Here is a 23,422-nt window from a genome sequence, read left to right on the forward strand (position 1 = left end):
GCGGGACCCCGCATCGTGCGCGACGGCGGCCGGCGCCGGCGCGCCACCGACGGGCCGGCGGTCCTGCATGACGTCCACCTCCGGACAACGATCGGCCGGCCGGCGGTGCTCCCGAGCGGATGGCGCCGCCGGCCGACCCGATCATCTTCTCCCGTCATCTTCCCCCGTTCTCGCCCGATCGCCTCGCGGCCCCCCGCGGTGCTGCCGGCCGTCCGGGCGTTGTTGCCGGCAGGTGACGGGCGTCCGGCGGTGGGCTCTCGGCGATGGGCCGGCTTATGACACAGTGTCCGCCATGGCCGTGCTCCCCATCCGGACCGTCGGTGACCCTGTGCTGCGCACTCCGACGGCGCTCGTGACGACGTTCGACGCCGCCCTGGCGCGGCTCGTCGACGACATGATCGACACCATGTACGACGCGCCCGGCGTGGGGTTGGCCGCCCCGCAGGTCGGCGTCGGGCTGCGGGTCTTCGTGTTCGACGTCGACTACGACCCGCGCGACGTCACGGTGCCCCGGGTGCCCCTGGTGGTCGTCAATCCGGTGCTGGAACTGGCCGTCGACGGTGAACGCCAGCACGGCCAGGAGGGCTGCCTGTCCGTGCCCGGCCTGCACTTCCCGACGACGCGGGCCCTGCGGGCGAGCGTCCGCGGGGTGGATGTCACGGGTGCGGCCGTGGAGTACGCCGGCGAGGGCCTGCTGGCCCGTTGCTTCCAGCACGAGGTCGACCATCTCGACGGCACCCTCTACCTCGACCGGCTGACGGGTGAGGAGCGCCGGGCGGCCGTGCAGGCGCTGCGCGAGCCGCCGCCGAGCCCGGAGCAGGCGCGCGCGGCGGGCGAGGAGCTGCGCGCCCTGCGCCGCGCGGACCAGTGACGCGGGCAGCCGGGTGCGGGCGGCAAACCGATGTGCAGCGGGCTATCTTGGCATCCTCCCGCCCGCGAGAATCGCGCGAACGCCATCCGGGAGAACGCCATCCGGGAGAACGCCGCCGGGGAGAACGCCGGTGCGTTGACGATGTCCGGGAGTGAGGGGTAGCACGGTGACGGAGTTCTCCGGTGGGCCGTACAAACGGCCGTTCCGGTTCAACATCCAGTGTTCCTCGCCGGCGCAGGTCGACGCCCGGTCGTGGGCCGATCTCGCCCGGCAGGTCGAGGACCTGGGGTACACGACGCTGACCGTCTCCGACCACCTCGACGAACAGGTCGCCCCGATCGCGGCGCTGATGGCGGCCGCGGACGCCACGACCACGCTGCGCATCGGTGCGATGGTGTTCAGCAACGACTACCGGCATCCGGTCGTGCTCGCGAAGGAGGCGGCCACCCTCGACGCGCTGTCCGGGGGTCGGTTCGAACTCGGCCTCGGCGCTGGCTGGATGACCTCGGACTACGCCCGCGCCGGCCTGTCGCTGGACCCGCCGGGGGTGCGGATCAGCCGCCTCGCCGAGTCCCTCGCGGTCATCAAGGGCATGTTCGCCGACGGGCCGCTGACCTTCCACGGCACGCACTACCAGGTCGCGGGGCTCAGCGGCACGCCGAAGCCGGTGCAGCGCCCCCACCCGCCGATCGTCATCGGCGGTGGCGGGCGGCGGCTGCTTTCCCTGGCCGCGCGAGAGGCCGACATCATCGGGCTGAACATGAACATGGTCGGCGGGGTCATCGACGCCTCCCTGGGCCCGAACGCGACGACGGCCGCCACCGAGGAGAAGATCGGCTGGATCCGTGAGGCCGCCGGCGCCCGGTGGGACGAGCTCACCCTGCAGGTGCGCATCCACCTGGCGATCGTCACCGAAAGCCGCCACGAGATCGTCGAGCAGCTGGCCGCCGGCTTCGGGCTGACCACCGAACAGGCGTACGCCACCCCGCACGCGCTGTGCGGCTCGGTCGACCAGATCGTCGACGACCTCGTCGAACGCCGAGAGCGGTTCGGGATCAGCACCATCGGCGTCGCCCTCGACTCGCTGACCGCACTGGCACCCGTCGTCGCGCGGCTCGCGGGCGCCTGACCCGCCCGCCGGGCACAGCCGCGCTCCCGTCGCCTCCCGTCGTCTCCGTCGTTCCCGCGCCGTCCGTCGTTCCCGTCCCGTCCGTCATTCCCGTCCCGTCCGTCGTTCCCGTCCCGTCCGTGGTCTCCGCCGCCATCCCGGCCGCCGGTTGCCTCGCGAGTCCCGAATCCGTCCGAACGTTCGTCGTCGTCGTCGAGGAGGCCAGCGTTGGTCGAGCACATGAAGTGGTGGGGTTGGGGCCGGGAGAACGTCTCCTTCAGCCACAGCGACAAGCCCGACCTGGCGCCGTTCGTGCGCACGAACATCGGTCTGGACATCACCCGACCGCCCGCCCAACCGCCGGCCTTCGCGGACCTGGCGATCGCCGAGCCGACGCTGCCGCAGCCGCTGCGCGCGGCGCTGGTGGCCGCCGTCGGCGCCGAGCACGTCCACACCGACGCCCACACGCGGGTGGTGCACGCCTACGGCAAGAGCCTGCGTGACCTGGTCCGGATCCGTAACGCCGACCTCGGCCGGCTCCCCGACGCGGTCGTCTATCCCGACGGCGAACAGGCGGTGCGGGCCGTGCTCGCCGCGGCGCTCGACGCCGACGCGGTGATCATCCCGTTCGGCGGCGGCACCAACATCTCCGGCAGCCTGGAGGCGCCGCGCACGGAGACCCGGCCGGTGATCTCCGTGGACCTGGGGCGCCTCGACCGCGTCCTGGAGATCGACGCCGATGCGCGGCTCGCCCGCATCCAGGCCGGCGCGCTCGGCCCCCACCTGGAGGAGCAGCTCAACGCCCAGGGCTGGACGCTGGGCCACTTCCCGGACAGCTTCACCCACTCCACCCTGGGCGGATGGATCGCCACCCGGTCGTCGGGCATGCAGTCCGACAAGTACGGCGACATCGCCGAGATCACCCGGGCGGTGCGCGTCGTCACCCCCGCCGGCGTCCTCGCGACCCGGCCCGTGCCCAGCCAGTCGACCGGGCCGAGCGTGCGGGAGATGATCCTGGGCAGCGAGGGCCGGCTCGGGATCATCACCGAGGCGACGGTGCAGGTCCACCGGGTGCCCGAGGCGCGCGTCATCCTCGGCTACTTCTTCCCCACCTGGGACGAGGCGCTCGTGGCCATGCGGGAGATCGCCGAGAGCGAGGCCAGCCCGACCGTCACCCGGGTGTCCGACGCGAACGAGACCCGGTTCTCGTTTGCGACCCGTAAGAAGGGCTCGCTCGCCTCGGGGCTGGTGTCCGCCGGGCTGAAGCAGTACCTGCGCCGGGTCCGCAACTACGACCTGGACGCGATGTGCCTGTCGTTCATCGGCTTCGAGGGGACGCCGGCGCTCGTCAAGACCCAGCGCAAGCTCGTCGGCGAGATCGTCAAGCGGCACGGCGGCATCTGCGTCGGTACCGGTCCGGGGCAGCTCTACGACCAGAAGAAGTTCGACACCCCCTACATCCGTGACTTCCTGCTCGGTCAGGGCGCGGTCGCCGACGTGTCGGAGACGTCGGCCTCCTGGTCCCAGCTCGCCCCGCTCTACCGCGGCGTGGTCGCCCGGGCCAACAAGGCGTTCGCGGAGATCGGCGTCGACGGCTGGATCATGTGCCACCTGTCGCACTCGTACCATTCCGGCGCCTGCCTGTACTTCACGTTCGCCTACGCCTCGCCGGCGACCCTCGAGGCGATCGAGGGCTATGACGCGGTGAAGTCCGCGATCCAGCAGGGTTTCCTCGACCTCGCGGGCACCCTGTCGCACCACCACGCGGTCGGCCTGGAGCACGCCTCGTGGCTCGGTGACGACATCTCCCCGGCCGGGGTGCACCTGCTCTCGACGCTGTTCGACGGCATCGACCCCGGCCACAACCTCAACCCCGGCAAGATCATCCCGTAGTCGCCACGCTCGGGGCCGCCGCTGTGATCGTCTGCGGGTCGATCGGCGGCTCCGGGCAATGGCGGCACGCTGTGTACGGTCTGGCGCCGCAAAGCGTACGCAGCGCACCGCCACTGGCCGGGTAAGGATGGTGGGTATGCGCACGGTCCTGGTGGTCGGGATCGGAGCCGGGGATCCCGACCAGCTCACGATCCAGGCGGTCAAGGCCCTCGGCCGCGCCGACGTGTTCTTCGTGTTGGACAAGGGCCCGGCCAAGGACGACCTGGTTCGGCTGCGCCGAGAGATTCTGGACCGGCATGTCGGCGACGGCGGCTACCGGATCGTCGAGGCCCGCGACCCACGCCGCGACCGCAACCCCGCCGATGCGGCTGCCTACGCCGCCGCCGTCGACGACTGGCATGATCGCCGTGCCGAGCTGTACGAACGGATGATCCTCGACGAGTTGCCCGAGGAGGGCTGCGGCGCGTTCCTCGTCTGGGGCGACCCGTCGCTGTACGACAGCACGCTGCGCATCGTCGAGCGGGTCGCCGCCCGCGGCCGGGTGACGTTCGACTACGAGGTGATTCCCGGGATCACCAGCGTGCAGGCGCTGGCCGCCAGCCACCGGCTGGTGCTCAACCGGATCGGCGGCCCCGTCGAGATCACCACCGGCCGGCGCCTCGCCGAGGGATTCCCGCCCGGAGTCGACGACGTCGTCGTCATGCTCGACGCGGACACCACCTTCCGCACCCTCGACGACCCCGACCTCGACATCTACTGGGGCGCCTACCTCGGCACGCCCGACGAGATGCTCATGCACGGCCGGGTCGCCGACGTCGGCAGCTCCATCGCCCGCACCCGCGCCGACGCCCGCCGCCGCAAGGGCTGGATCATGGACATCTACCTCCTGCGCCGACGCCCGCCCGCGACCGGGTCGGCCGCGGACCGTCGCCGCCCGTCCGCCGCGACGACCGGCGCCGACATCGTCGAATCGAGCGCCCGCCTCGAATAATGCGCCCGCCTCGAATAATGCGTCGGCCTTGAACGGCGCGCCGGCCTTGAACAGCGGTCGGCCGGCGTCCCGGCGGGAAGCTACTCGCTGCGTACCGGCGTGGGGGCGACGACGGTCTCGACCAGGCCGGTGGAGACGTCGTAGACGAGGCCCGACACCAGGAAGCCGTTGGCCCGGATCTCCTGCTCGATGACGCCGACGTCGACGCGGACCGAGGCGATCGGATCGCTGACCGCCTTGGCGTCGAGTTCGTGGGCGGGGATCTCGAAGTAGTCGGCGAGGAGCTCGGGGAAGGAGGCCAGATCTGTCATTCCGCAATCGGTGTGATGCAGGATGACCAGATTCCAGTCACCGGCCCGGTGGCCGTCCTTGTTGGCCGCGCCGACCTTGCCGAGCATCGCCATCGTGCGCAGCGTCGTGGGGGTGATCCGCCCGCCGACATTGCGGATCACGGCGGCCTCGCCCTGTTCGAGGCCCAGCACCCGGGTCGGGTCGACGCGCGGGTCGACGCAGCAGACCACCATCATGTTGCCGCTCGGGTTGATGCTCAGCCCGGCCTCGAACTCGCCGGCGGCGAACTGCGCATTGCGTCTGGCCAGATCGTCCGTGTCGGTCACGACGCCTCCTCAACCGGCAGCGAAGTCGAGCAGTTCCTGGTTGAAGTCCTGCTCGAACCGACCGGTCAGGCCGTGCGGAGCGCCGGGATGGACCTTCAACGTGGCGTTGGGAATCAGCTTGACCGAACGGTACGACGAGGCCTCGATCGGCACGATCTGGTCATCGTCGCCGTGGGAGAGGAGGACCGGAATGTCGATCTTCTTCAGATCCTCGGTCAGGTCCGTCTCGGAGAACGCGGCGATGCAGTCGAAGGCGCCTTTGACACCGACCGTCATGCACATCTGCCAGAAGGCGTCCCGGGTTCCCTGGGACACGTTCGCGCCGTCGCGGTTGTTGCCGTAGAACGGTTCGCCGAGGTCCCGGTAGAACTGCGCCCGGTCCGCGGACAAGCCCGTGCGCAGACCGTCGAAGACCGCCATCGGCGCGCCCCCCGGATCGCTGTCGGTGCCGAGCAGATGCGGCGCCACCGCGCCCCGCAGCACGGCCCTGGCCACCCGGGCGGAGCCGTGGCGACCCAGATAGCGGGCGACCTCGCCGCCCCCGGTGGAGTGACCGACCAGGACGACCTGGGTCAGGTCGAGTGCCTCGAGCACCTGGGCGAGGTCGTCGGCGTAGGTGTCCATGTCGTTGCCGTTCCAGGTCTGGCTGGACCGTCCGCCACCGCGGCGATCATGGGCGATCCCGCGGTACCCGTGGTCGGCGACGAGCTTGACCTGGTTGTCCCAGACGTCGGCGGTCAGCGGCCAGCCGTGGCTGAACACGACCGGCCGGCCGGCGCCCCAGTCCTTGTAGAAGATCTCGGCGCCGTCCCTCGTGGTGATCGTGGGCACGATGATCAACCTCCCGTCGGCAGGGCTGTCGTGGCGGCCGGTCAGGACACGGCCGAGCGCGGTCTCGCCGGACCTGACAGTAGACGCTGCGTAGCCATTCGGGCCGCTACCGCGAAGCGGTGCGCCGCCCGCTGACAGCCGCTTACCCACATCCCCGCCTCGACGGTCCGCCGGTGCCAGGTCAGCGGACGGGCTCTGCGGGCTCTGCGGGCGCGGCGGCGGCGGCGAGGCCGAGCTCGACGTCGACGGGGGCGAAGAACCGCTCGACCTCGGCCGGGTCGACCTCGTCGAGGCGCGCCGGCGACCAGTGGGGATCACGGTCCTTGTCGACGACGGCGGCGCGGATGCCCTCGACGAGGTCCGCCGTCGCGAGGGTCGCCCCGGCCAGCCGGTACTCCTGGTCGAGCGCCGCCTCCAGGCTGGTCATCGATCGGGCGGTCCGCAGCGCACGCAGCGTGACGGCCAGCGACGTCGGGCACTTGCCGCCGATCTCCACCGCCGCGGCGGCTGCCGCCGGCACGGGGCTCGCCGCGAGCGCCGCGACGATCTCGGTGACCTTGTCGCCGCGGTAGAGCTCGTCGATCCAGGTTCGGTCGGTGGTGAGGTGCCCGGGCGGCGGGGTGTGGGCGGCGAAGTCGAAGGCGGCGAGCGCGTCGGCCGGGTCGGCGGCGTCACGCAGCGCGTCGAGCAGGTCGGGGATGCGGGCGGCAGGCAGGTAGTGGTCGGCGAGGCCGGCGGTGATCGCGTCGGCGGCGCCGATGCGGGCCGCGGTGAGCGCCAGATGCGTGCCGAGTTCGCCGGGGGCGTGGGACAGCAGCCACGTGCCGCCGACGTCGGGGATGAAGCCGATGCCGACCTCGGGCATGCTCAGCACCGACCGCTCGGTGACGATCCGGACGCCGCCGTGCGCGGAGACGCCGATGCCGCCGCCCATCACGATCCCGTCCATGATCGCGACATACGGCTTGGGGAACCGGCCGATGAGGGCGTTGAGCCGGTACTCCCCGGCCCAGAACGCCAGCGCCCGCTCGGGTGTCCCGGCGAGCACCGCCTCGCGGATGGCCCGGATGTCCCCGCCGGCGCACAGTCCGCGCTCGCCCGCGCCGTCGAGGACGACGGCGGTGACCGTCGGGTCCTCCGCCCAGGTGCGCAGCGCCGCGTCGAGCAGGCCGACCATGGCCGGAGTCAGCGCGTTGATCGCCCGCGGCCGGTTCAGGGTGAGCCGCCCGAGCCGCCCGCCCTGGCCGTCGCGCCGCACCAGCACCTCCGGCTCCGGTGCCGTCCCGGACGACGGGCCGGTGGGGTGCCCGGCGTGCGCCGATCCGTGCGCCGATCCGGTGGGGGGCTGGGCATCAGCCGCGTGCGGGGACATGGGTGCGCCACCCTTCGAGTCGAGGAACAGCGGAACCGAGATGATTCCGCCATCCTGCCGGCCGAGGGCTGCACACGGTAGGGATCGCCCGCGCGGGTTGCCGAGGCAGTCTGTTCACACAGACGAACATACGTTCGACATCGGGCGTACGTTGACCTACCGTTGATCCATGGGCTTCGAGGACGATACGGGAGACGGGCCGGCGCCACCGGCCCGGTTGGCGGTGATCGGCGGGCAGCTCGACGGGTTGCTGTCGGATGCGACCTGGCGGCTGTCGGACGGCGAGTTGGAAGCGTTGATGGAGGGGGTCTGCCGACTGGTCGGGCGGGTGGCGGCCGCGCGTGGTCGCCTGCTGGTCGAGGCGCAGGTTCGGGGGTTCGCGCCGCGGCAGGGGGCGGTGGACACCGCCGGCTGGTTACGGGACCGGCTGTCCCTCGCGCCCGGCGAGGCGCGCCGGCAGGTCGCCCTCGCCGGTGACGTCCACGAGGTGTGCCGGGCCACCGGCGCGGCTCTGGCCAGCGGCGAGCTCACGGTCGAGCATGCGGTGGTCATCTGCCAGGCGATGCGGTCCCTGCCCGCCGGGGTGACGCCAGAACAGCGAGCCGACGCCGAACAGGCCCTGCTTGGCTATGCCCGCACGTTCGACCCCTTCCAACTGGTCAAGCTCGCCGCCCGGCAACGCGAGGTCCTGACCACCGTGGATACGTCCCCCGGCGGCGGTGACCCCCACGCCGACAGCCGGACCGGAGAGCGCAACCGTCCAGGCGGCGGGGACGGCGGGGACGGCGGGGACGGCGGGGACGGCGGGGACGGCGGGGACGGCGGGGACGGCGGGGACGGCGGCGAGGCTGGGGGCGCCAAGGGAGGCTCGGGCGCCGAGGATCCGACGCCGGATCCCGCGGACGTGCGCCGCTTCAGTTTGACGGACACAGCCCAGGGCACGACGCTGCTGTCCGGCGAGCTCGACGCGGAGGGTGCGGCGTTGCTGCGCACCGCTCTCGACAGCCTGGCCGCTCCCCGCCCCGCCGCCGACGGCGCTCCCGACTCCCGCAGCCCAGCCCGCCGCCGGGCCGATGCGCTGATCGATCTGGTCGGTCGGGTGTTCAGCGCCGGTGCCGTTCCGAGTGCTGGCGGTACGCGCCCTCACCTGAGCGTCACGATTCCCTGGAGCACCCTGCTTGCCGCCGGCGCGAGCCCCGCCGTCACCAGTTGGGGCCTGCCTCTGCCCCGTGCCGTCCTGGCGCGGCTGAGCTGCGACGCGGAGATCAGCCGGATCCTGCTCGACCCGGCCGGGGTTCCCCTCGATGTTGGTCGGACCAGCCGCACCGTTCCCGCGCACCTACGCCGCGCCCTCACCGTCCGCGATCAAGGATGTACGTTTCCGGGCTGTGATCGGCCGCCTTCCTGGTGCGAGGCGCATCACGTGGTCCACTGGCGCGATGGCGGGCCGACCGCCCTGCACAATCTCCTCCTGCTGTGTCCTGCCCACCATCGCCAGGTCCACCACGACGGCTGGGACATCGTCTTCGCCGGCGACCGCCGCCCGGAATTCCGCCCGCCCTACCGCATCGACCCTCAGCGTCGGCCCCGCCGCAACCCCTACAGCCAACCCCCACCCGACCTCGCCACCACCGCCTGACCGATGGCGAGGCCCATGCCCCACGGCCCGCCAGCCGGCGGCCGGCGTGCCGCCGAAAATGGGTTGCGGCGGCGTGCCAACCTGACGACCATGTTCCCTCTCGGCGACACCAACCTTGACCCGGCGGCGGCGCTGAACCAGGCGCACTGGGACGAGCGTGTGCCGCTTCACCTGGCCGGTGAGTTCTACGACGTGGCGGGATTCCGGCGCCGTCCCGACGTGCTCCGGGCCTTCGAGGTGGCCGAGGTCGGCGAGGTGTCCGGGAGGCGGCTGGTGCACCTGCAGTGCCACCTCGGGTTGGACTCCCTGTCGTGGGCGACGAGGGGGGCCGCCGTGGTGGGCCTGGACTTCTCCGCCCCGGCGGTCGAGGCGGCGCGGGCGCTCGCCGCCGAGCTCGGGGTGGACGCCCGGTTCGTCGTCGCCGACGTGTACGACGCCGTCGAGGCGCTGGGCGGCGAGACCTTCGACGTCGTCTACACGGGGATCGGGGCTCTGCCCTGGCTGGCGGATCTGCACCGGTGGGCCCGGGTGGTGGAACGCCTGCTCACGCCCGGCGGGTACCTCTACCTGGCCGAATCCCACCCGTTCGCCCACACCCTGGACGAGGCCACCGGCACCATGGTGGCCCGCGACTACTTCGACGAGGGCCCACACGTCTGGACCGACACCGGTAGCTATGCCGACCGGCTCGCTGTCACGGCGCAGAACACCACCGTGCAGTACGACCACCGGCTCGGCAGCGTGGTCTCGGCGATCGCCGCCGCCGGGCTGCGGATCGAGTTCCTGCACGAGCACGACAAGGCCCTGTTCGCCAAGTTCGACACGCTCGTTCGCGGCCCGGACGGCTTTCGGCCGCCCGAGGGACGTCACCGCCTACCGCTGATGTACTCGCTGCGGGCCACCAAGCCCGGCCACCCGGCGGCATGATGCGGCGCCGCGGAATACCATGATCATCGGGGTTGAGGGTCGGATGCGTGGTGTGTTCCGGTGCGCGTGAAGCGGTCCGCGCAACCGACGGCCCTGCCATCCTGATCGAGTGGATTTCCCCTGGCGGTTGGTGATGTCGCTGGCGTGGGAGGCCTACCGGGCCGGGAGCCTACCGGTCGGCGCGGTCGTGCTGGACGGGTCCGGCACACCGGTCGGGCAGGCACGCAGTACCCGCCACGAGGACATCCAGGTTCCCGGGCAGCTCGCCAACACGCGGATCGCGCACGCCGAGGTCAACGCGCTCGCTCAGCTACCCATGCAGGGCTCGTTCCAGCAGCACGTCCTCTACACCAACGTCGAGCCCTGCTGCCTGTGCATGGGCGCCGCGCTTCAGACCGGAGTCGGCGTCCTGCACTATGGCTGGCGGGATCACTTCGGCGGGGCGGCGACGTCCATGAGCGTGCACAATCGCCAGCTTGCCCGACGCAGTTTCGAGGTCGTCGGGCCCGCCGACGCCACGGTGGAACGGGTGACCGGCCTGCTGATGACCTGCCACTACTATTACCGGCGGCCAGGCCGAGGAATTGCGAGCGTGCCCTGGCGCGAGGAGCTGCCCGAGGTCATCGCGGTGGCCGCGCGGGCGGAGGTGGCCGCCACGGTCGGGCAGGCCGCCATCTCTGCGGTGGATCTCGACACGTTGATCGACGCGTTGCGGGCCCCGCTCGGACTCACGGTCCGTGGACCGCACCGCGTCCTGCCGGCAGGCGAGCCGAACCGGGCTGGGCCAGCCGTCTGACCCGGTGCGCGCGAGCGCGCGGCGGGGAGGGGCGGGGCGGGTCAGACGACGTCGCGTTTCTCGGGGAAGTGGCAGGCGACCTGGTGGCCGGGGGCGCGCTCGCGCAGGGGCGGGGCCTCGGTGCGGCAGATCTCCTGGGCCTTCCAGCAGCGGGGGTGGAAGCGGCAGGCGACCGGCGGGTTCAGCGGGCTGGGCACCTCGTCGCGCAGACGGATGCGTTCGCGACGGTGATGGCTGGTGGGGTCGGGGATCGGCACCGCGGACAGCAGCGCGTGCGTGTAGGGGTGCAGCGCGCCGGAGAACAGGTCGGTGCGGTCGGCGAGTTCGATGATCTGCCCGAGGTACATGACGGCGACGCGGTCGCTGATGTGGCGCACCATCGACAGGTCGTGGGCGATGAACAGGTAGGTCAGGCCGAACTCGGTGCGCAGGCCGTCGAGCAGGTTGATGATCTGCGCGCGGATCGACACGTCGAGGGCGGACACCGGCTCGTCGGCGATGATGAGCTTGGGCCGGGTCGCCAGCGCCCGGGCGATGCCGATGCGCTGGCGCTGCCCGCCGGAGAACTCGTTCGGGTAGCGGTTGTAGTGCTCGGGGTTGAGACCGACGAGTTCGAGCAGTTCCCGGACCCGGGCCCGGATGCCGCCGCGGGGCGTCTGCTTCTGGATGCGCAGGGGCGCGGCGACGATCGCACCGATGGTGTGCCGGGGGTTCAGCGACGAGTACGGATCCTGGAAGATCATCTGGATGTCGCGGCGCATCGGGCGCAGCTCGCGGGTGGACAGATGGCTGATGTCCCGCCCGTCGAAGACGACGGAGCCGGACGTCGGTTCGAGCAGCCGGGAGATGAGCCGGCCGGTCGTCGACTTGCCGCTGCCGGACTCGCCGACCAGGCCGAGCGTCGTGCCACGGTCGATGGCGAAGCCGACCCCGTCGACGGCGCGGACAGCGCCGGTGCTGCGGCGCACCAGCGTGCCGCGGCGCACCGGGAACAGCTTGGTCAGGTCGGTGACGCGCACCAGCTCGTCGCCGCCGCGGGCCGCGCGGCCCCGCACCTCGCCGGCTTCACCGGAGGCCGCCGGTACGGCGCCGGTCGCCGGTGCGTCGGTGGGCTGCGCCGGCACCGCATCCTTGCCGGTCGCAGGGGAGGGCTCGCCGGTCGCCGGGGAGCGAAGGTCCTTGGTCAGGCGGACGGTCACAGTGTCGGGATCACCTCTTCGCGCAGCAGTCGCCGGCGTTCCGCGACCGGGAGGTGGCAGGCCACCAGGTGGCCGGGGGAGGTCTCGGCCAGGGGCGGGCGCGTCGTGCTCGTCGCCGAGCCGGCCCGTTCGCGGTAGGTGCAGCGGGGATGGAACGGGCAGCCCGGCGGCACGTTGATCAAGCTCGGCGGGCTGCCGGGAATGGTGCGCAGCGTGGTCTCGAGCTGGCGGTCGAGTCTGGTGATCGACTGCAGCAGGCCCCAGGTGTAGGGGTGTTCGGCGCTGGCGAAGACCTCCTCGACTCCGCCGTACTCCATCGCCTGCCCGGCATACATCACCAGGATGTCGTGGCTGATCTCGGCAACGACGCCGAGTTCGTGGGTGATGATGATGATCGCCGAGTTGAACTCCTTCTGGAGTTCGCGCATGAGGTCGAGGATCTGCGCCTGGACGGTGACGTCGAGTGCGGTCGTCGGCTCGTCGGCGATGAGCAGCTCCGGGTTGCACGACACGGCCATGGCGATCATGGCGCGTTGCCGCATGCCGCCGGAGAACTGGTGCGGGTAGTCGTCGAGGCGCCGGGCGGGTTCGGGGATGCCGACGAGGTCGAGCAGCTCGGTGGCGCGCCGGCGGGCCGCGGCCTTGCTCACCCGGTTGTGCACCCGGTAGGCCTCGACGATCTGGTCACCCACGGTGAACTGCGGGTGCATCGACGACAGCGGGTCCTGGAAGATCATCGCCATCCGCCGGCCGCGCAGCCCGCGGACCCGTTCGGCCGGCGCGGTGACGAGGTCCTCGCCGTCGAGGCGGATCTCCCCGGCGATGCTGACCCGCCGGCCGCGCCGGTGCAGGCCCATGACCGCAAGGCTGGTGACGCTCTTGCCGGAGCCGGACTCGCCGACGATGCCGAGCGTGCGGCCGCGTTCGACGGAGAAGCTGAGCTTGTCCACGGCGTGCACCACACCGTCGTCCGTGTGGAAACTGACCGTGAGGTCACGCACCTGCAGAAACGGCGTGCCGCTCGACGCCGTCGCGGCGGTGTGGGTCGGGTCGGTCATGACGGTCGCACCCTCGGGTCGATGAACGCGTAGGTGACGTCGACCAGGACGTTGGCCAGGATGATGAAGAAGGCCGCGAACAGCGTCACCCCCATCGTCACCGGCAGGTCCTGGGTGTTCACCGCGTCGATGGAGATGGCGCCGAGCCCGCGGAAGCCGAACGTGTGCTCGGTGAGGATCGCGCCGCCGAACAGCACGCCGAGGTCGAGACCGAAGATGGTGACGATCGGCGTCAGCGCCGGGCGCAGGGCGTGTTTGCCAATCACCGTGCGTTCCCGCAGGCCCTTCGCGCGCGCCGTCCGAACATAGTCCTCACCCAGCGTCTCGATCATGCTGGCCCGGGTCAGCCGCTGGTAGTTGGCGGTGTAGAGCAGCGACAGCACGAGCCAGGCCGGGATCAGGTTCCACGCCCACAGGGCCGGATTGTGGGTGAAGTCAACGTAATGAACGTTGTCGATGATGTGCCATTTGTAGCTGACGAGCAGCAACAGCAGCAGTCCGGTGAAATACACCGGCAGCGACACGCCGGCCAGCGACACCGCGGCCGCGATCCGGTCGAACAGGCCGCCGCGACGCACCGCCGAGAACACCCCGGTGCTCACGCCCACGACGAGGAACAGCACGGCCGCGCCGATGGACAGCGACGCCGTCACCGGTAGCGCGTCGACGATCTCCGACCACACCGGCTGGTCGTTGCGGAAGGAATAGCCCAGGCACGGCGCCGGGCACCAGCTTCGATTCGAGCCGGAGTCGAAGTGGCGGCCGACGAAGACGCCCCGCAGGAAATCCCAGTACTGGTCGACGTACGACCGGTCCAGGCCGAGTTTCTTCGTCACCCCGGCGATGGTGGCGGGGTCCGGGCTGCGCCCGGCGAACAGCACCGCAGGATTGTTGCCCAGCGCCTTCGGGACGACGAAGAAAAGCACGAAGGCGAGCACGCTGACCAGCCACAGGATGACGATGCCGCCGATCAGCCGGCCCAGGATGAATCTGGCCACGTCACCTCCCTCGGACTCCTCGGGTACCTCGGATACTGCGAACATTTTGAGGATTGCGAAATTTCGAACATTGCGGACGGTGGTGCGGGACCGAGCCCGCGCCGGTGGAAATCCGTGGCGGGTGCCACCGGCGCGGACCCGTTCAGTCGCGCGACGTCAGCTACCTGGCGTCATGCACGTGGCGACTTCACCGACGTGGCGACTTCACCGACGTGGCGACTTCACCGACGTGGCGACCTCGCCGACGTGGCGACCTCACCGACGTCGCGACCTCGCCGACGTGGCGACATCGCTCACTTCACGACGCCGAACTGGGCGAAGTCGGCCATGCCGTACGCGGAGGTGAAGTAGATGTTCGTGGTGCGGTCGCTGAACAGGTTCAGCGCCTTGTCGTAGACCAGCGGAATGTAGGCGGCGGACTTCACGATCGCCTTGTCGGTGTCGGTCCAGGCCTGCTGGGCCTTGGCCTCGTCGGTGGTGGCGGTCCCCGCATCGAGGCCGGAGTTGACCGCGGGGTCGTTGAGCTCGGCATAGTTGCTGTTGCCGGCGGCGAGGATCTTGCGACCGTCGACGATGGAGCTCAGCATCGCGAACGGCGTCGGCCAGTCCGGGCCCCAGGCGGCCATCGCCAGTCCGATGCCGTTCTTGTGGACGTTCGCCGGGATGCCGATCGTCGAGGAGAAGTACTGCGACGGGGCGCTCTTGTTGATCGTCACCTTGACGCCGATCTTCGCCAGCGACGCCTGGACCGCCTCGGCCTGCGCGACCTCCTTGCCGTTGCTGCGGCTGGCCAGCGTGGTGGAGAAGCCGTTCGGCTGGCCGCAGGCGGTCAGCTCCTGCTTGGCCTTGGCGACGTCACCCTTGCTGCCGTCGGTTGGGAACAGGTCGAAGGACTTGTAGTACTTCAACGGCGGGGTGAGCATCGTCGTGGCGACCGCGCCGCCGCCGACCGGGCCGCCGCGGGCGAGCTGCTGGGCGGTCTTGTCGAGGGCGTAGGCGACGGCGTTGCGGCAGTGGATGTTGTCGAACGGCTTCACCTTCGTCATCACGGACAGGTAGCGGATGAAGCCGGTGACGTCGTCGGTGGTCCGGTCCCTGCGCAGCGAGGGATCGCCGAGGATCTTGTTCTGAGCGGAGATCTGCACGCCCGTCTGCCCGACGTAGAAGTCGGCGCTGTTGGCCAGCAGCCGGTTGTCGACGTCGTCGAGGTCGAGGCCCATCGTGACCTCGATCCGGTCCGGCAGCGCCTTGTTCACCGTGTCCGTCTTCGGGTCCCAGTTCGGGTTGCGGACGAAGGTGATGACCTTGTTCGGGGTGTACTTCTCGATCTGGTACGGCCCGGAGGAGACCGGCTTGAAGGTGTAGTTCGCGCCGGTGTCCAGGGCCTTCGGCACGGGGGTGACGCTCGGCAGCGCCATGACGAAGTTCCAGTCCGCGAACGGCTTGGTCAGGTGGAAGGTGATCGTCCTGTCGTCCGGGGTCTCGACCGACTTCAGGCCCAGCTTGTTCGGGTCGGTGTCCTTGTAGGGGCCGGGGTAGGGCGCCTTCGGGTCGTCGAGGTAGTCGATGAAGTACGTCGGGCCGCCGTTGATGACGTCGGTGGCGAAGACCCGCTCGACGGCGTACTTGATGTCCTTCGACGTGATCGGCGTGCCGTCGGAGAACTTGATCCCGTCCTTGAGCGTGTATGTCCAGGTCTTCAGGTCCGACGAGGTCGGCACGGCGGTCGCCAGGTCACCGGTGAGCCTGGGCGTGCCCGGCTGCGGCACATAGGTGACGAGCTGGCGGGAGATCCAGCGCTGCTGGTCCCAGCAGTTCGCGTAGTACGTGCGGGCGGGGTCCCAGTAGTCGCAGTCGGAGTCGTTCAGGGCGCGCAGCGTCCCACCCTTCTTATCGGAGGCGTGCAGGACCGCGTCGCTGGCCCCCGACGACGAGGTGCCGTTCGACGAACTGCTCCCCGAGGATGTGCCGTTGGATCCGCCGCTCGAACCGCCGCCCCCGCTGCTGCCGCCGCACGCGGCCAGCACCAGCCCGGCGGCGACGACAAGCGCCCCCATCCGGATGAGATTTGCACGCCGTTTCATGTATCTCCCTCACACGTGTGCCGGTCCCGCCGTGGCGCGGGCGGGTCGGCCCGGATGTCCCGCGAGATGACCGGCGCGGGAAGCCGGCGAGCAGCGCCGCGCGGGCGCCGCGGGTGGGACGCGATCACCGGCCGCCGCGCGGGTCGAAGGCGTCGCGTAGGCCGTCGCCGAGCAGGTTGAACGCGAGCACGGTGGCGAAGATCGCCAGGCCCGGGGCCAGCATGAAGATCGGCTCGATGCTGTACCAGCCGTGCGAGGCGACGGCCAGCGAGTCGCCCCAGGAGGCCGTCGGCGGCCGCACCCCGACCCCGAGATAGGACAGTGCCGCCTCGTTGAGAATGTTCGTGGGAATGAGTAGCGTCGCGTAGACGAGCACCGGCGCCGCGACGTTCGGCAGGAGCTCCCGGAACATCACCGTGAACGTGCCGGCGCCGAGCGAGCGGGATGCCTCGATGAACTCTCTTTCCCTTAGCGACAACACCTGCCCGCGAACGATGCGCCCGATGTACGGCCAGGCGAATATCCCGATGACGAAGACCAGTACCCCGATACGCAGACTCGAACCCGACAAGCCGAACGCCTTGTTCGGAATCACCGCCACGATGGCGATCGCGAACAGTACCGACGGTACGGACAGCAGCAGGTCCATCAGCCGGGCGATGATCGTGTCCCACAGCCCGCCGAGGTATCCGGCAAGCATCCCGAGAACCGTGCCGATGATCACCGCCGTCGCGGTCGCCAGCAGCGCGACCAGCAACGACACCCGCGCGCCGTAGACGGTCCGGCTGAAGATGTCCCGGCCGTTGACCGGCTCCACCCCGAGCAGGTAATGCCAGCTCATCCCGCCGAAACGCCCTCGTGGCGTGGCGGTGTTCGGATCAAGAAGGTCGTAGTGCGGTTCGTTCGGCGGATGCCCCAGCAGCGCGACGATGACCGGCGCGAATATGGCGATCAGCGCAAGGAGGATCAGGAAGGTTCCGCTGATCATCGCCGGTTTGTCGCGTCGCAGCCGGATCCAGCCGGATCGCCACAGTGAGCGACCCTCCGTCGGAACGACGGCGGGGGCGGTAACGGATTCGACCATCATCTCGCCCGGCGGAGCCGTCATCGTCCTACCACCACCCATCCTGGCCGCGAATTCGTCTGCCCGATGCGGTCGCGGAAACGCTAGCCAGCCGCGGTGGTGATGAATAGCCGTGGACGGTAGTTGACCCGGAAACTTCTCGTCTTCGCTACATGGCGCGCGCCGCCGACATCAGCCGATTCTTCCCGGACACGCCTCGAAGACATCGATGTAACCGCGGCGTGTCGATCAGCTCGGCGGACCCGGCGCCACATCCACCCGTATCGGTCACAATCGGTCAGACCGGACGCACTTCGTGGCGCCACGGGGACCTCTGTGTGTCACCGTGGCCCGCCGGCACCGGACGCTCCCGGCGTCCCGACAAGCTGGGCGACGTCGGGCGGGGCCGCGTGCGGTGCGTTCTGCACGGTTTGCGACGGCGGACCGTACGTCACGGACCGCAGTCCGCAGTCCGCAGTCCGCCCGCACCCTCGGCCGGCCGTTCAGCTCGACCCGCCCGGATCGCGAGTCAGCGGGAGATGCGCAGACGCCGTCGGCGGCGGTTGGGTTCGGCTGCGCGGTCGCGCGCGCCGGTGCGGCCGGCCTTCTCCGCTCGGGCTCCGGCCCGCGAGCGGGCGCGGATGTCCCTGCGGGCACGGGCATGGGCACCTCGGTGCGCCGCGGTTCGCGCGCCGGCGGCCGGGATGCGTTCGAGCTCCGGCGTGGGCCGCGGCCGGCTCGAAGCAGGGGTGCCCTGGGACCCGTCCAGAGCAAGGGTGCCTTGGGGCCCGTCCAGAGCAAGGGTGCCTTGGGGCCCGTCCAGAGCGGGGGTGCCCTGGGACTCGACCAGGGCGGGGGTGTCCGGGGTCTCGACCAGGCCGTCGGGGACATGGCGGGTGGGGCGGGGGCCGATCGGCAGCGGATGATCCGGGCGCACGCTGGCAACGATCCGCCAGAAGGCCCGGTAACCGTGGGTCAGGTGGAGGTGGTAGTCGAGGTCGCCGGTGCTGAGGAAGCGCTCGGCGCAGGCGAGGTCGGAGCGCGGGCAGAGGTAGACGGTCACGGGGACCTCCCACGGGCGGTTCGCGATCGCCGCCGCGGATCGCGGTCCCCGCCGCGGATCTCGCTGCGGACGATCACCGTGGGGCCAGCTTGGTCGGGGACGCGGCGACGCAGTGCTGCTGGTCGGCTACGACCGTGTTTCACGGTACGGTCCGCGTCCGGCATGCGCATCCCGGGCGGGGCAGACTGGGGGCATGCCTAGCGCGCCGTCTTCGTCCCCCGACCCGACCGGTGGCATCCGGCTGCCGGTGACCGCACCGGACGCCGAGGGTGAGGTGGTCGAGCTCTGTCGGGACATGCTCCGCTTCGAGTCGGTCAACCGCGGCAACGGCGACGGCCACGAGCGTCCGATCGCCGAGTACGTCGCCGCGAAGCTCGCCGAGGTGGGGATCGAACCGACCATCCTGGAATCGGAGCCGGGGCGCACCAGCGTCGTGGCCCGCATCGAGGGCACCGACCCGTCCCGCGCGCCGCTGCTCATCCACGGCCACCTCGACGTGGTGCCCGCCGACGCCAGCCAGTGGCGGGTGTCCCCGTTCTCCGGCGAGGAGGTCGACGGCTGCCTGTGGGGGCGCGGCGCCGTCGACATGAAGGACATGGACGCGATGACCCTCGCGGTCGTGCGCGACCTCGCCCGCTCCGGCCGCAAGCCGCCGCGTGACCTCGTCGTCGCCTTCCTCGCCGACGAGGAGGCCGGCGGCGTGCTCGGCGCCCGCTGGCTCGTCGAGCACCATCCCGACCTGTTCGCCGACTGCTCCGAGGCCATCGGCGAGGTCGGCGGCTTCTCCTACACCGTGTCCGACGACCTGCGGCTCTACCTCATCGAGACGGCCGAGAAGGGCCTGGCCTGGATGAAGCTGACCGCGTCCGGCCGGGCCGGGCACGGGTCGATGATCAGCGACGACAACGCGGTCACGGCGCTGTGCGAGGCGGTGGCGCGCCTCGGGCGCCACGAGTTCCCGCTCGTGCTCACCCCGACGGTGCGGGTGTTCCTCAACGAGCTGGGGGAGGCGCTCGGCGTCGAGTTCGACCTCGACGACCTGCAGACCACGGTCAGCAAGCTCGGCCCGGTCGCTCGGATGATCGGCGCGACGCTGCGCAACACCGTCAATCCGACCCAGTTGCAGGCCGGCGAGAAGGTCAACGTCATCCCGGGCGAGGCGACCGCCTACGTCGACGGCCGCTACCTGCCGGGCCAGGAGGAGGAGTTCATCCGCCAGCTCGACGAGATCCTCGGACCGGACATCCGCCGCGAGTGGGTCGTCCACGACGGGGCCGTCGAGACCGGTTTCGACGGGGCGCTGGTGGAGGCGATGGCCGCCTCGCTGCGGGCGGAGGACCCGATCGCCCGGGCGGTGCCCTACATGCTCTCCGGTGGCACCGACGCCAAGTCGTTCTCCCGCCTCGGGATCCGCTGCTTCGGTTTCTCCCCCCTGCTCCTGCCTCCGGACCTGGACTTCTCCGGGATGTTCCACGGCGTGGACGAGCGGGTCCCGGTCGAGTCCCTGCGCTTCGGCGTCCGGGTTCTCGACCGCTTCCTGCGCGCCTGCTGACCCCGCGTCCGAACCCGGGCCCGGCCGGCCCGGCCCGGCCCGTGGACGGGCCGCCGACCGACCGGTCTGGACGAGCGGCGGCGAGGGTGCCGTCCGCGCCCTTCAGCCGGCGTCGGGAACGAAACGGGGAACGGCGTAGGTGTCGGTGATCCGGTCGAAGCGGATCCGGACCCGGTCGCCGATCTGGACCGTCTCGGGGTCGACGTCGACGATGTTGGCGATGACGCGGCAGCCGGCCCCCTGGGTCCCGTCCAGCTCGACGACGCCGGAGACGTAGGGCACGACGTCGGCGAGCTGCGGGGCGAGCGGGTGGCGGACGACGGTGAAGGTGTAGATCGTGCCGGTTCCCGGCAGGTCGGTGTAGGTGAACGCGTCGCCCTGACAGGTGAAGCAGAACGGCTCGGCGGGGAAGACGAACGTGCCGCAGGCATCGCACCGGGCGATGCTCAGGCGGCCGGCCAGGGCCGCGTCCCAGAACGGCTGGGTGCGCTCGTCGGCCATCGGGTCGGTCAGACGCGCTGGGAACACGCCCCGTCGGAGCTGGGTCATCGCTACCTCCGCAGAAGGGTGCCGCTGACGGGCAGGCCGGCCGGGCCGCCGGTGACCAGGGCGATCTCGGCGCCCTGCACCTGGTTCACGGCGACGCCGCGCAGCTGCTCCACGGCCTCGCGCACGTGCGTCATCCCGATGATGTAGGCCTCGGAGAGGTGGCCGCCGTGGGTGTTCACCGCGATGGTGCCCCCGTCGAACCGGATGTTGCCCTCGGCGACGAAGGGGCCGCCCTCACCGATCCCGCAGAACCCGTAGTCCTCGAGCTGCATGATGACCAGCGGCGAGAAATGGTCGTAGAGGAGGGCGACGTCGACGTCCTGGGGCCCCACCCCGGCCATGTCGAACATCCGTTTGGCGACCGTGCGGTGGCCGCTGGAGGCGAAGTACTCGTCCGGCATCTGGAAGTAGCTGAAGATGGCGCTGCCCCACCGGCCGGCGCCGCCGTTCGCCGAGCCCATGATGTAGACGGGCGGCTGACGCAGGTCGCGGGCGCGCTGCGCCGAGGTGACGATCGCGGCGACCGCACCGTCGGACTCCATCGTGTAGTCGAACAGGCAGAGCGGGTCGGAGAGCATCCGGGCGTTGAAGTAGTCGTCGAGGGTCAGCGGCTCCCGGCGCAGCGCCGTGGGCCGCTTGATGGCGTTCTCCCGCTGCGAGATCGCCACCTCGGCGAGGTGCTCGCGCTTCGTGCCGTAGAGCTTCATGTGCCGCTGGGTGAGCAGCGCGAAGCTGTGCCCGGGTGACAGCAGGCCGCTGCCGGCGGCCATCACGAACCCCTGCGGGACCCGGCCGGACCCGTACGGGCTCCCGCCCCCGCCCCCGCCGCCGGAGCCCCCGCCGTCGACCTGGGTGCCGCCGAGGCGGCGGGCCGCCTGCTGCAGCGTCATCACGGTGACGCACACCTCGGCCTGGCCGGACACGATCGCCGCGGCCGCCAGACCCAGCGACCCGGCCGTCCCGCCGCCCCCGGAGGTCAGCGTCGCGGCGAACCGGACCTCCGGCACGCCGAGGATCGAGCCGACCGTGGCCGGGTCGATCGAGCTGGAGTAGATGGTGAATCCGTCCAGGTCGTGGACGGTCAACCCGGCGTCCGCCAACGCCGCCAGGATGGCCTTGCAGGCCATCTCGGTCTCGGTCTGCGGCAGCGACTGGCCTCGTTTGTAGTACGGCGTGTAGCCGATTCCGGCGATCGCGGTCTGGTCCTTCATGGTTGCTGCGTCACCCTCCTGCACCATGGGATGGAGGCATGGGCCGCCCGCGGCCGGTCGAGCCCGGCACGGGGGCGGGCGTCATCCGATGACCTTGCTGTCCCGCAGCCTGGCCAGCTCGGTGTCGCCGAGGCCGAGAAGCTCGCGCAGGACCGCGTCGGTATGGGTGCCGACCAGGCAGCCGCCCCTGGCCTGGGTCGCCGATCGGGAGAAACGGACCGGCGGGCCGATCCGCAGGTGTTCGTCGAACACCGGGCTGTCGGCCAGCGCCCCGTACTCTGCGCCCAGGGTGTCGTCGGTGAGCAGGAGCTGCTCGGGCTCGACCTCGGCGACCTCGACGGCGCCGACGTCGGCGGCCGTGAGCAGCCGCTCCCAGGCGGCGGCGGGACGGGTGGCGAGGATCGTCGCCAGCACCACGGCGAGTTCGGCGTCACGTTCGGCGCGCCCGGTGGCGGTGGCGTAGCCGTCGTCGTCGAGCGCCGCGACGGCGTCCGCCAGGGCGGCGTCGGCGGTGTGTGCGTCGGCGGTGTGTGCGTCGGCCGTGTGTGCGTCGGCCGTGTCGGCGAGGGTGGCGGCCAGCTCACGCCACTCCCGGTCGCTCGGCGCGGCGAGGAACAGCAGGCCGCGCGCGGTCGGGTACATCCGGTACAGGGCGTGGAAGCCGTAGCCGTCCGGATCAACTGTCGGGGACGCCGGCCGGCCGGCGTAGTCGACGACCCGGTCCAGCAGGGCGTGCGTGCCGGTGCCGAGCATGGTGACGGTCAGTGGGGGAAGGGCTCGGCCGCGGCGCCGGGCGAGCGCGCCGAGCAGCATCGTCGACGCCACCCCCAGCGCGGCGATGCCGTCTGCCTGGAGGTTGAGTACCGCGGACGCGGCGAACAGCCGGTTGGCGGCGAGCTTGACGTCGCGGATCGTGCCCGTTGCGCCGGCGGCGTCCGGCGCCTCCGCGAGGGCGAGGCCGATCGCCGCCCCGATCGACGGCGCATAGGCCGGACGATGACCGAACGGGCCGTCGGTGCCGTAGCCCGGGGCGTTGACGTAGATCAGGTCCGGGTTGATCCCGCGCAGCGTCGTCGCGTCGATCCCGGCCCGTTCGGCCGCGCCGGCGCGGAAGCCCTGCAGCACGATGTCGGCGTGCCGCACCAGCCGGTGGACGAGCCGTCTGCCTTCGCCGGTGCCCAGGTCGAGGGCCACGCTTTCCTTGCCCTGCAGGACGCGGGCGCCGCCGGCCTCCGGGAACGGCAGGATCCGGCGGATCTCGTCGCCCTCCAGCGATTCGATCTTGATGACGCGTGCGCCGAGGTCCGCGAGCATCGTCGCCCCGAACGGTGCCGCGAACATGACGCCGAACTCCAGCACCGTCAGGCCGGCCAGCGCCAGCCCCGACGACCGGGTGTCCTGCGCCGCACGGGCCCGGACCGCGCCGGATTCCGCCGTACCCGGTTCGGCTGCGCCGGCCTCTGTATCGGCCTCGGCTACGCCGGGTTCGGCCACGCCGGGTTCCGCCGCACCGACCTCGACGAGATCGACGGCGGCCGGGGCGATGGTGCCGATGGCGTGGGTGGCGTGGGTGGCGCGCAGGCCCGGCCCGTGCTCGTCG

At 71.3% G+C, this 23,422-nt stretch carries 20 protein-coding genes; 8 read left to right on the forward strand and 12 right to left on the reverse strand.

What is annotated here, in order from left to right; genetic code table 11:
- Positions 1–292 precede the first annotated feature (292 nt).
- The 4 genes from def to cobF all read left to right on the forward strand — a co-directional run bounded on the left by def (position 293) and on the right by cobF (position 4,863).
- Positions 293–871: a peptide deformylase gene (def, locus tag ND748_RS07785; RefSeq protein WP_251744985.1), complete on the forward strand. Its 579-nt coding sequence runs from the start codon at positions 293–295 to the stop codon at positions 869–871.
- Between the two features lie 166 nt (positions 872–1,037).
- Positions 1,038–2,000: an LLM class F420-dependent oxidoreductase gene (locus tag ND748_RS07790; protein ID WP_251744986.1), complete on the forward strand. Its 963-nt coding sequence runs from the start codon at positions 1,038–1,040 to the stop codon at positions 1,998–2,000.
- 207 nt (positions 2,001–2,207) lie between these two features.
- Complete coding sequence (locus tag ND748_RS07795) at positions 2,208–3,872, forward strand: FAD-binding oxidoreductase (RefSeq protein WP_251744987.1); 1,665 nt, start codon at positions 2,208–2,210, stop codon at positions 3,870–3,872.
- 136 nt (positions 3,873–4,008) lie between these two features.
- A complete protein-coding gene (gene cobF / locus ND748_RS07800; protein ID WP_251744988.1) occupies positions 4,009–4,863 on the forward strand; it encodes a precorrin-6A synthase (deacetylating) in 855 nt (284 codons plus the stop codon).
- Positions 4,864–4,943: 80 nt separating this feature from the next.
- Here cobF and ND748_RS07805 read toward each other — a convergent pair whose 3' ends face one another.
- From ND748_RS07805 to ND748_RS07815, 3 genes are all read right to left on the reverse strand, one after another.
- Entirely contained in the window at positions 4,944–5,480 is a 537-nt protein-coding gene (locus tag ND748_RS07805) for a carbonic anhydrase (RefSeq protein ID WP_251744989.1), read from the reverse strand.
- 9 nt (positions 5,481–5,489) lie between these two features.
- Positions 5,490–6,311 carry an alpha/beta fold hydrolase gene (locus tag ND748_RS07810; RefSeq protein WP_251744990.1) on the reverse strand — a complete coding sequence of 274 codons (822 nt, stop codon included), beginning with the start codon at positions 6,309–6,311 and terminating at the stop codon, positions 5,490–5,492.
- 181 nt (positions 6,312–6,492) lie between these two features.
- A complete protein-coding gene (locus tag ND748_RS07815) occupies positions 6,493–7,683 on the reverse strand; it encodes an enoyl-CoA hydratase/isomerase family protein (protein WP_251744991.1) in 1,191 nt (396 codons plus the stop codon).
- Positions 7,684–7,852: 169 nt separating this feature from the next.
- On the opposite strand from ND748_RS07815, the gene ND748_RS07820 reads away from it, so the two are divergent.
- From ND748_RS07820 to ND748_RS07830, 3 genes are all read left to right on the forward strand, one after another.
- Complete coding sequence (locus ND748_RS07820; RefSeq protein WP_251744992.1) at positions 7,853–9,322, forward strand: HNH endonuclease signature motif containing protein; 1,470 nt, start codon at positions 7,853–7,855, stop codon at positions 9,320–9,322.
- Between the two features lie 90 nt (positions 9,323–9,412).
- A complete protein-coding gene (locus ND748_RS07825; protein ID WP_251744993.1) occupies positions 9,413–10,249 on the forward strand; it encodes a bifunctional 2-polyprenyl-6-hydroxyphenol methylase/3-demethylubiquinol 3-O-methyltransferase UbiG in 837 nt (278 codons plus the stop codon).
- A 133-nt stretch (positions 10,250–10,382) separates the two neighbouring features.
- Positions 10,383–11,045, forward strand: a complete 663-nt coding sequence (locus ND748_RS07830; RefSeq protein ID WP_251744994.1) for a nucleoside deaminase — start codon at positions 10,383–10,385, stop codon at positions 11,043–11,045.
- Between the two features lie 41 nt (positions 11,046–11,086).
- Here ND748_RS07830 and ND748_RS07835 read toward each other — a convergent pair whose 3' ends face one another.
- From ND748_RS07835 to ND748_RS07860, 6 genes are all read right to left on the reverse strand, one after another.
- Entirely contained in the window at positions 11,087–12,169 is a 1,083-nt protein-coding gene (locus tag ND748_RS07835; protein ID WP_374215872.1) for an ABC transporter ATP-binding protein, read from the reverse strand.
- 71 nt (positions 12,170–12,240) lie between these two features.
- Complete coding sequence (locus tag ND748_RS07840) at positions 12,241–13,302, reverse strand: ABC transporter ATP-binding protein (RefSeq protein ID WP_251744995.1); 1,062 nt, start codon at positions 13,300–13,302, stop codon at positions 12,241–12,243.
- Entirely contained in the window at positions 13,299–14,300 is a 1,002-nt protein-coding gene (locus tag ND748_RS07845) for an ABC transporter permease (protein ID WP_251744996.1), read from the reverse strand. Before ND748_RS07845 ends, ND748_RS07840 begins: the two co-directional genes overlap by 4 nt.
- A 293-nt stretch (positions 14,301–14,593) precedes the next feature.
- The gene (locus ND748_RS07850) at positions 14,594–16,384 is read right to left on the reverse strand and encodes an ABC transporter substrate-binding protein (RefSeq protein ID WP_251744997.1); all 1,791 of its coding nucleotides are present in this window, start codon (positions 16,382–16,384) and stop codon (positions 14,594–14,596) included.
- A gap of 124 nt (positions 16,385–16,508) precedes the next feature.
- Positions 16,509–17,492, reverse strand: coding sequence for an ABC transporter permease (locus tag ND748_RS07855; protein ID WP_251744998.1), 984 nt, complete (start codon positions 17,490–17,492; stop codon positions 16,509–16,511).
- A gap of 484 nt (positions 17,493–17,976) precedes the next feature.
- Positions 17,977–18,510: a hypothetical protein gene (locus ND748_RS07860; RefSeq protein WP_251744999.1), complete on the reverse strand. Its 534-nt coding sequence runs from the start codon at positions 18,508–18,510 to the stop codon at positions 17,977–17,979.
- Positions 18,511–18,703: 193 nt separating this feature from the next.
- Between ND748_RS07860 and ND748_RS07865 the strand changes: the two genes are divergently transcribed.
- Complete coding sequence (locus ND748_RS07865; protein ID WP_251745000.1) at positions 18,704–20,062, forward strand: M20/M25/M40 family metallo-hydrolase; 1,359 nt, start codon at positions 18,704–18,706, stop codon at positions 20,060–20,062.
- A 102-nt stretch (positions 20,063–20,164) separates the two neighbouring features.
- On the opposite strand, the gene ND748_RS07870 is transcribed toward ND748_RS07865, so the two are convergent.
- The 3 genes from ND748_RS07870 to ND748_RS07880 form a co-directional block, all read right to left on the reverse strand.
- A complete protein-coding gene (locus ND748_RS07870; protein ID WP_251745001.1) occupies positions 20,165–20,611 on the reverse strand; it encodes a Zn-ribbon domain-containing OB-fold protein in 447 nt (148 codons plus the stop codon).
- A gap of 2 nt (positions 20,612–20,613) precedes the next feature.
- Positions 20,614–21,822: a thiolase gene (locus ND748_RS07875; protein WP_251745002.1), complete on the reverse strand. Its 1,209-nt coding sequence runs from the start codon at positions 21,820–21,822 to the stop codon at positions 20,614–20,616.
- Between the two features lie 81 nt (positions 21,823–21,903).
- Positions 21,904–23,422, reverse strand: a 1,519-nt coding sequence (locus tag ND748_RS07880; RefSeq protein ID WP_251745003.1) for a CoA transferase, incomplete at its 5' end; no start/stop codon positions are given.

The organism is Frankia sp. AiPs1 (assembly GCF_023716945.1).
Classification (GTDB): Bacteria; Actinomycetota; Actinomycetes; order Frankiales; family Frankiaceae; genus Frankia.

What these genes read in the sequence shown, in the direction of transcription:
- ND748_RS07820 (WP_251744992.1), top strand. Translation starts at nt 7,853, where the DNA reads ATGGGCTTCGAGGACGATACGGGAGACGGGCCGGCGCCACCGGCCCGG.
- cobF (WP_251744988.1), top strand. Translation starts at nt 4,009, where the DNA reads ATGCGCACGGTCCTGGTGGTCGGGATCGGAGCCGGGGATCCCGACCAG.
- ND748_RS07850 (WP_251744997.1), bottom strand. Translation starts at nt 16,384, where the DNA reads ATGAAACGGCGTGCAAATCTCATCCGGATGGGGGCGCTTGTCGTCGCC.
- ND748_RS07815 (WP_251744991.1), bottom strand. Translation starts at nt 7,683, where the DNA reads ATGTCCCCGCACGCGGCTGATGCCCAGCCCCCCACCGGATCGGCGCAC.
- ND748_RS07830 (WP_251744994.1), top strand. Translation starts at nt 10,383, where the DNA reads ATGTCGCTGGCGTGGGAGGCCTACCGGGCCGGGAGCCTACCGGTCGGC.
- ND748_RS07825 (WP_251744993.1), top strand. Translation starts at nt 9,413, where the DNA reads ATGTTCCCTCTCGGCGACACCAACCTTGACCCGGCGGCGGCGCTGAAC.
- ND748_RS07865 (WP_251745000.1), top strand. Translation starts at nt 18,704, where the DNA reads ATGCCTAGCGCGCCGTCTTCGTCCCCCGACCCGACCGGTGGCATCCGG.
- ND748_RS07875 (WP_251745002.1), bottom strand. Translation starts at nt 21,822, where the DNA reads ATGAAGGACCAGACCGCGATCGCCGGAATCGGCTACACGCCGTACTAC.
- def (WP_251744985.1), top strand. Translation starts at nt 293, where the DNA reads ATGGCCGTGCTCCCCATCCGGACCGTCGGTGACCCTGTGCTGCGCACT.
- ND748_RS07840 (WP_251744995.1), bottom strand. Translation starts at nt 13,302, where the DNA reads ATGACCGACCCGACCCACACCGCCGCGACGGCGTCGAGCGGCACGCCG.
- ND748_RS07855 (WP_251744998.1), bottom strand. Translation starts at nt 17,492, where the DNA reads ATGACGGCTCCGCCGGGCGAGATGATGGTCGAATCCGTTACCGCCCCC.
- ND748_RS07870 (WP_251745001.1), bottom strand. Translation starts at nt 20,611, where the DNA reads ATGACCCAGCTCCGACGGGGCGTGTTCCCAGCGCGTCTGACCGACCCG.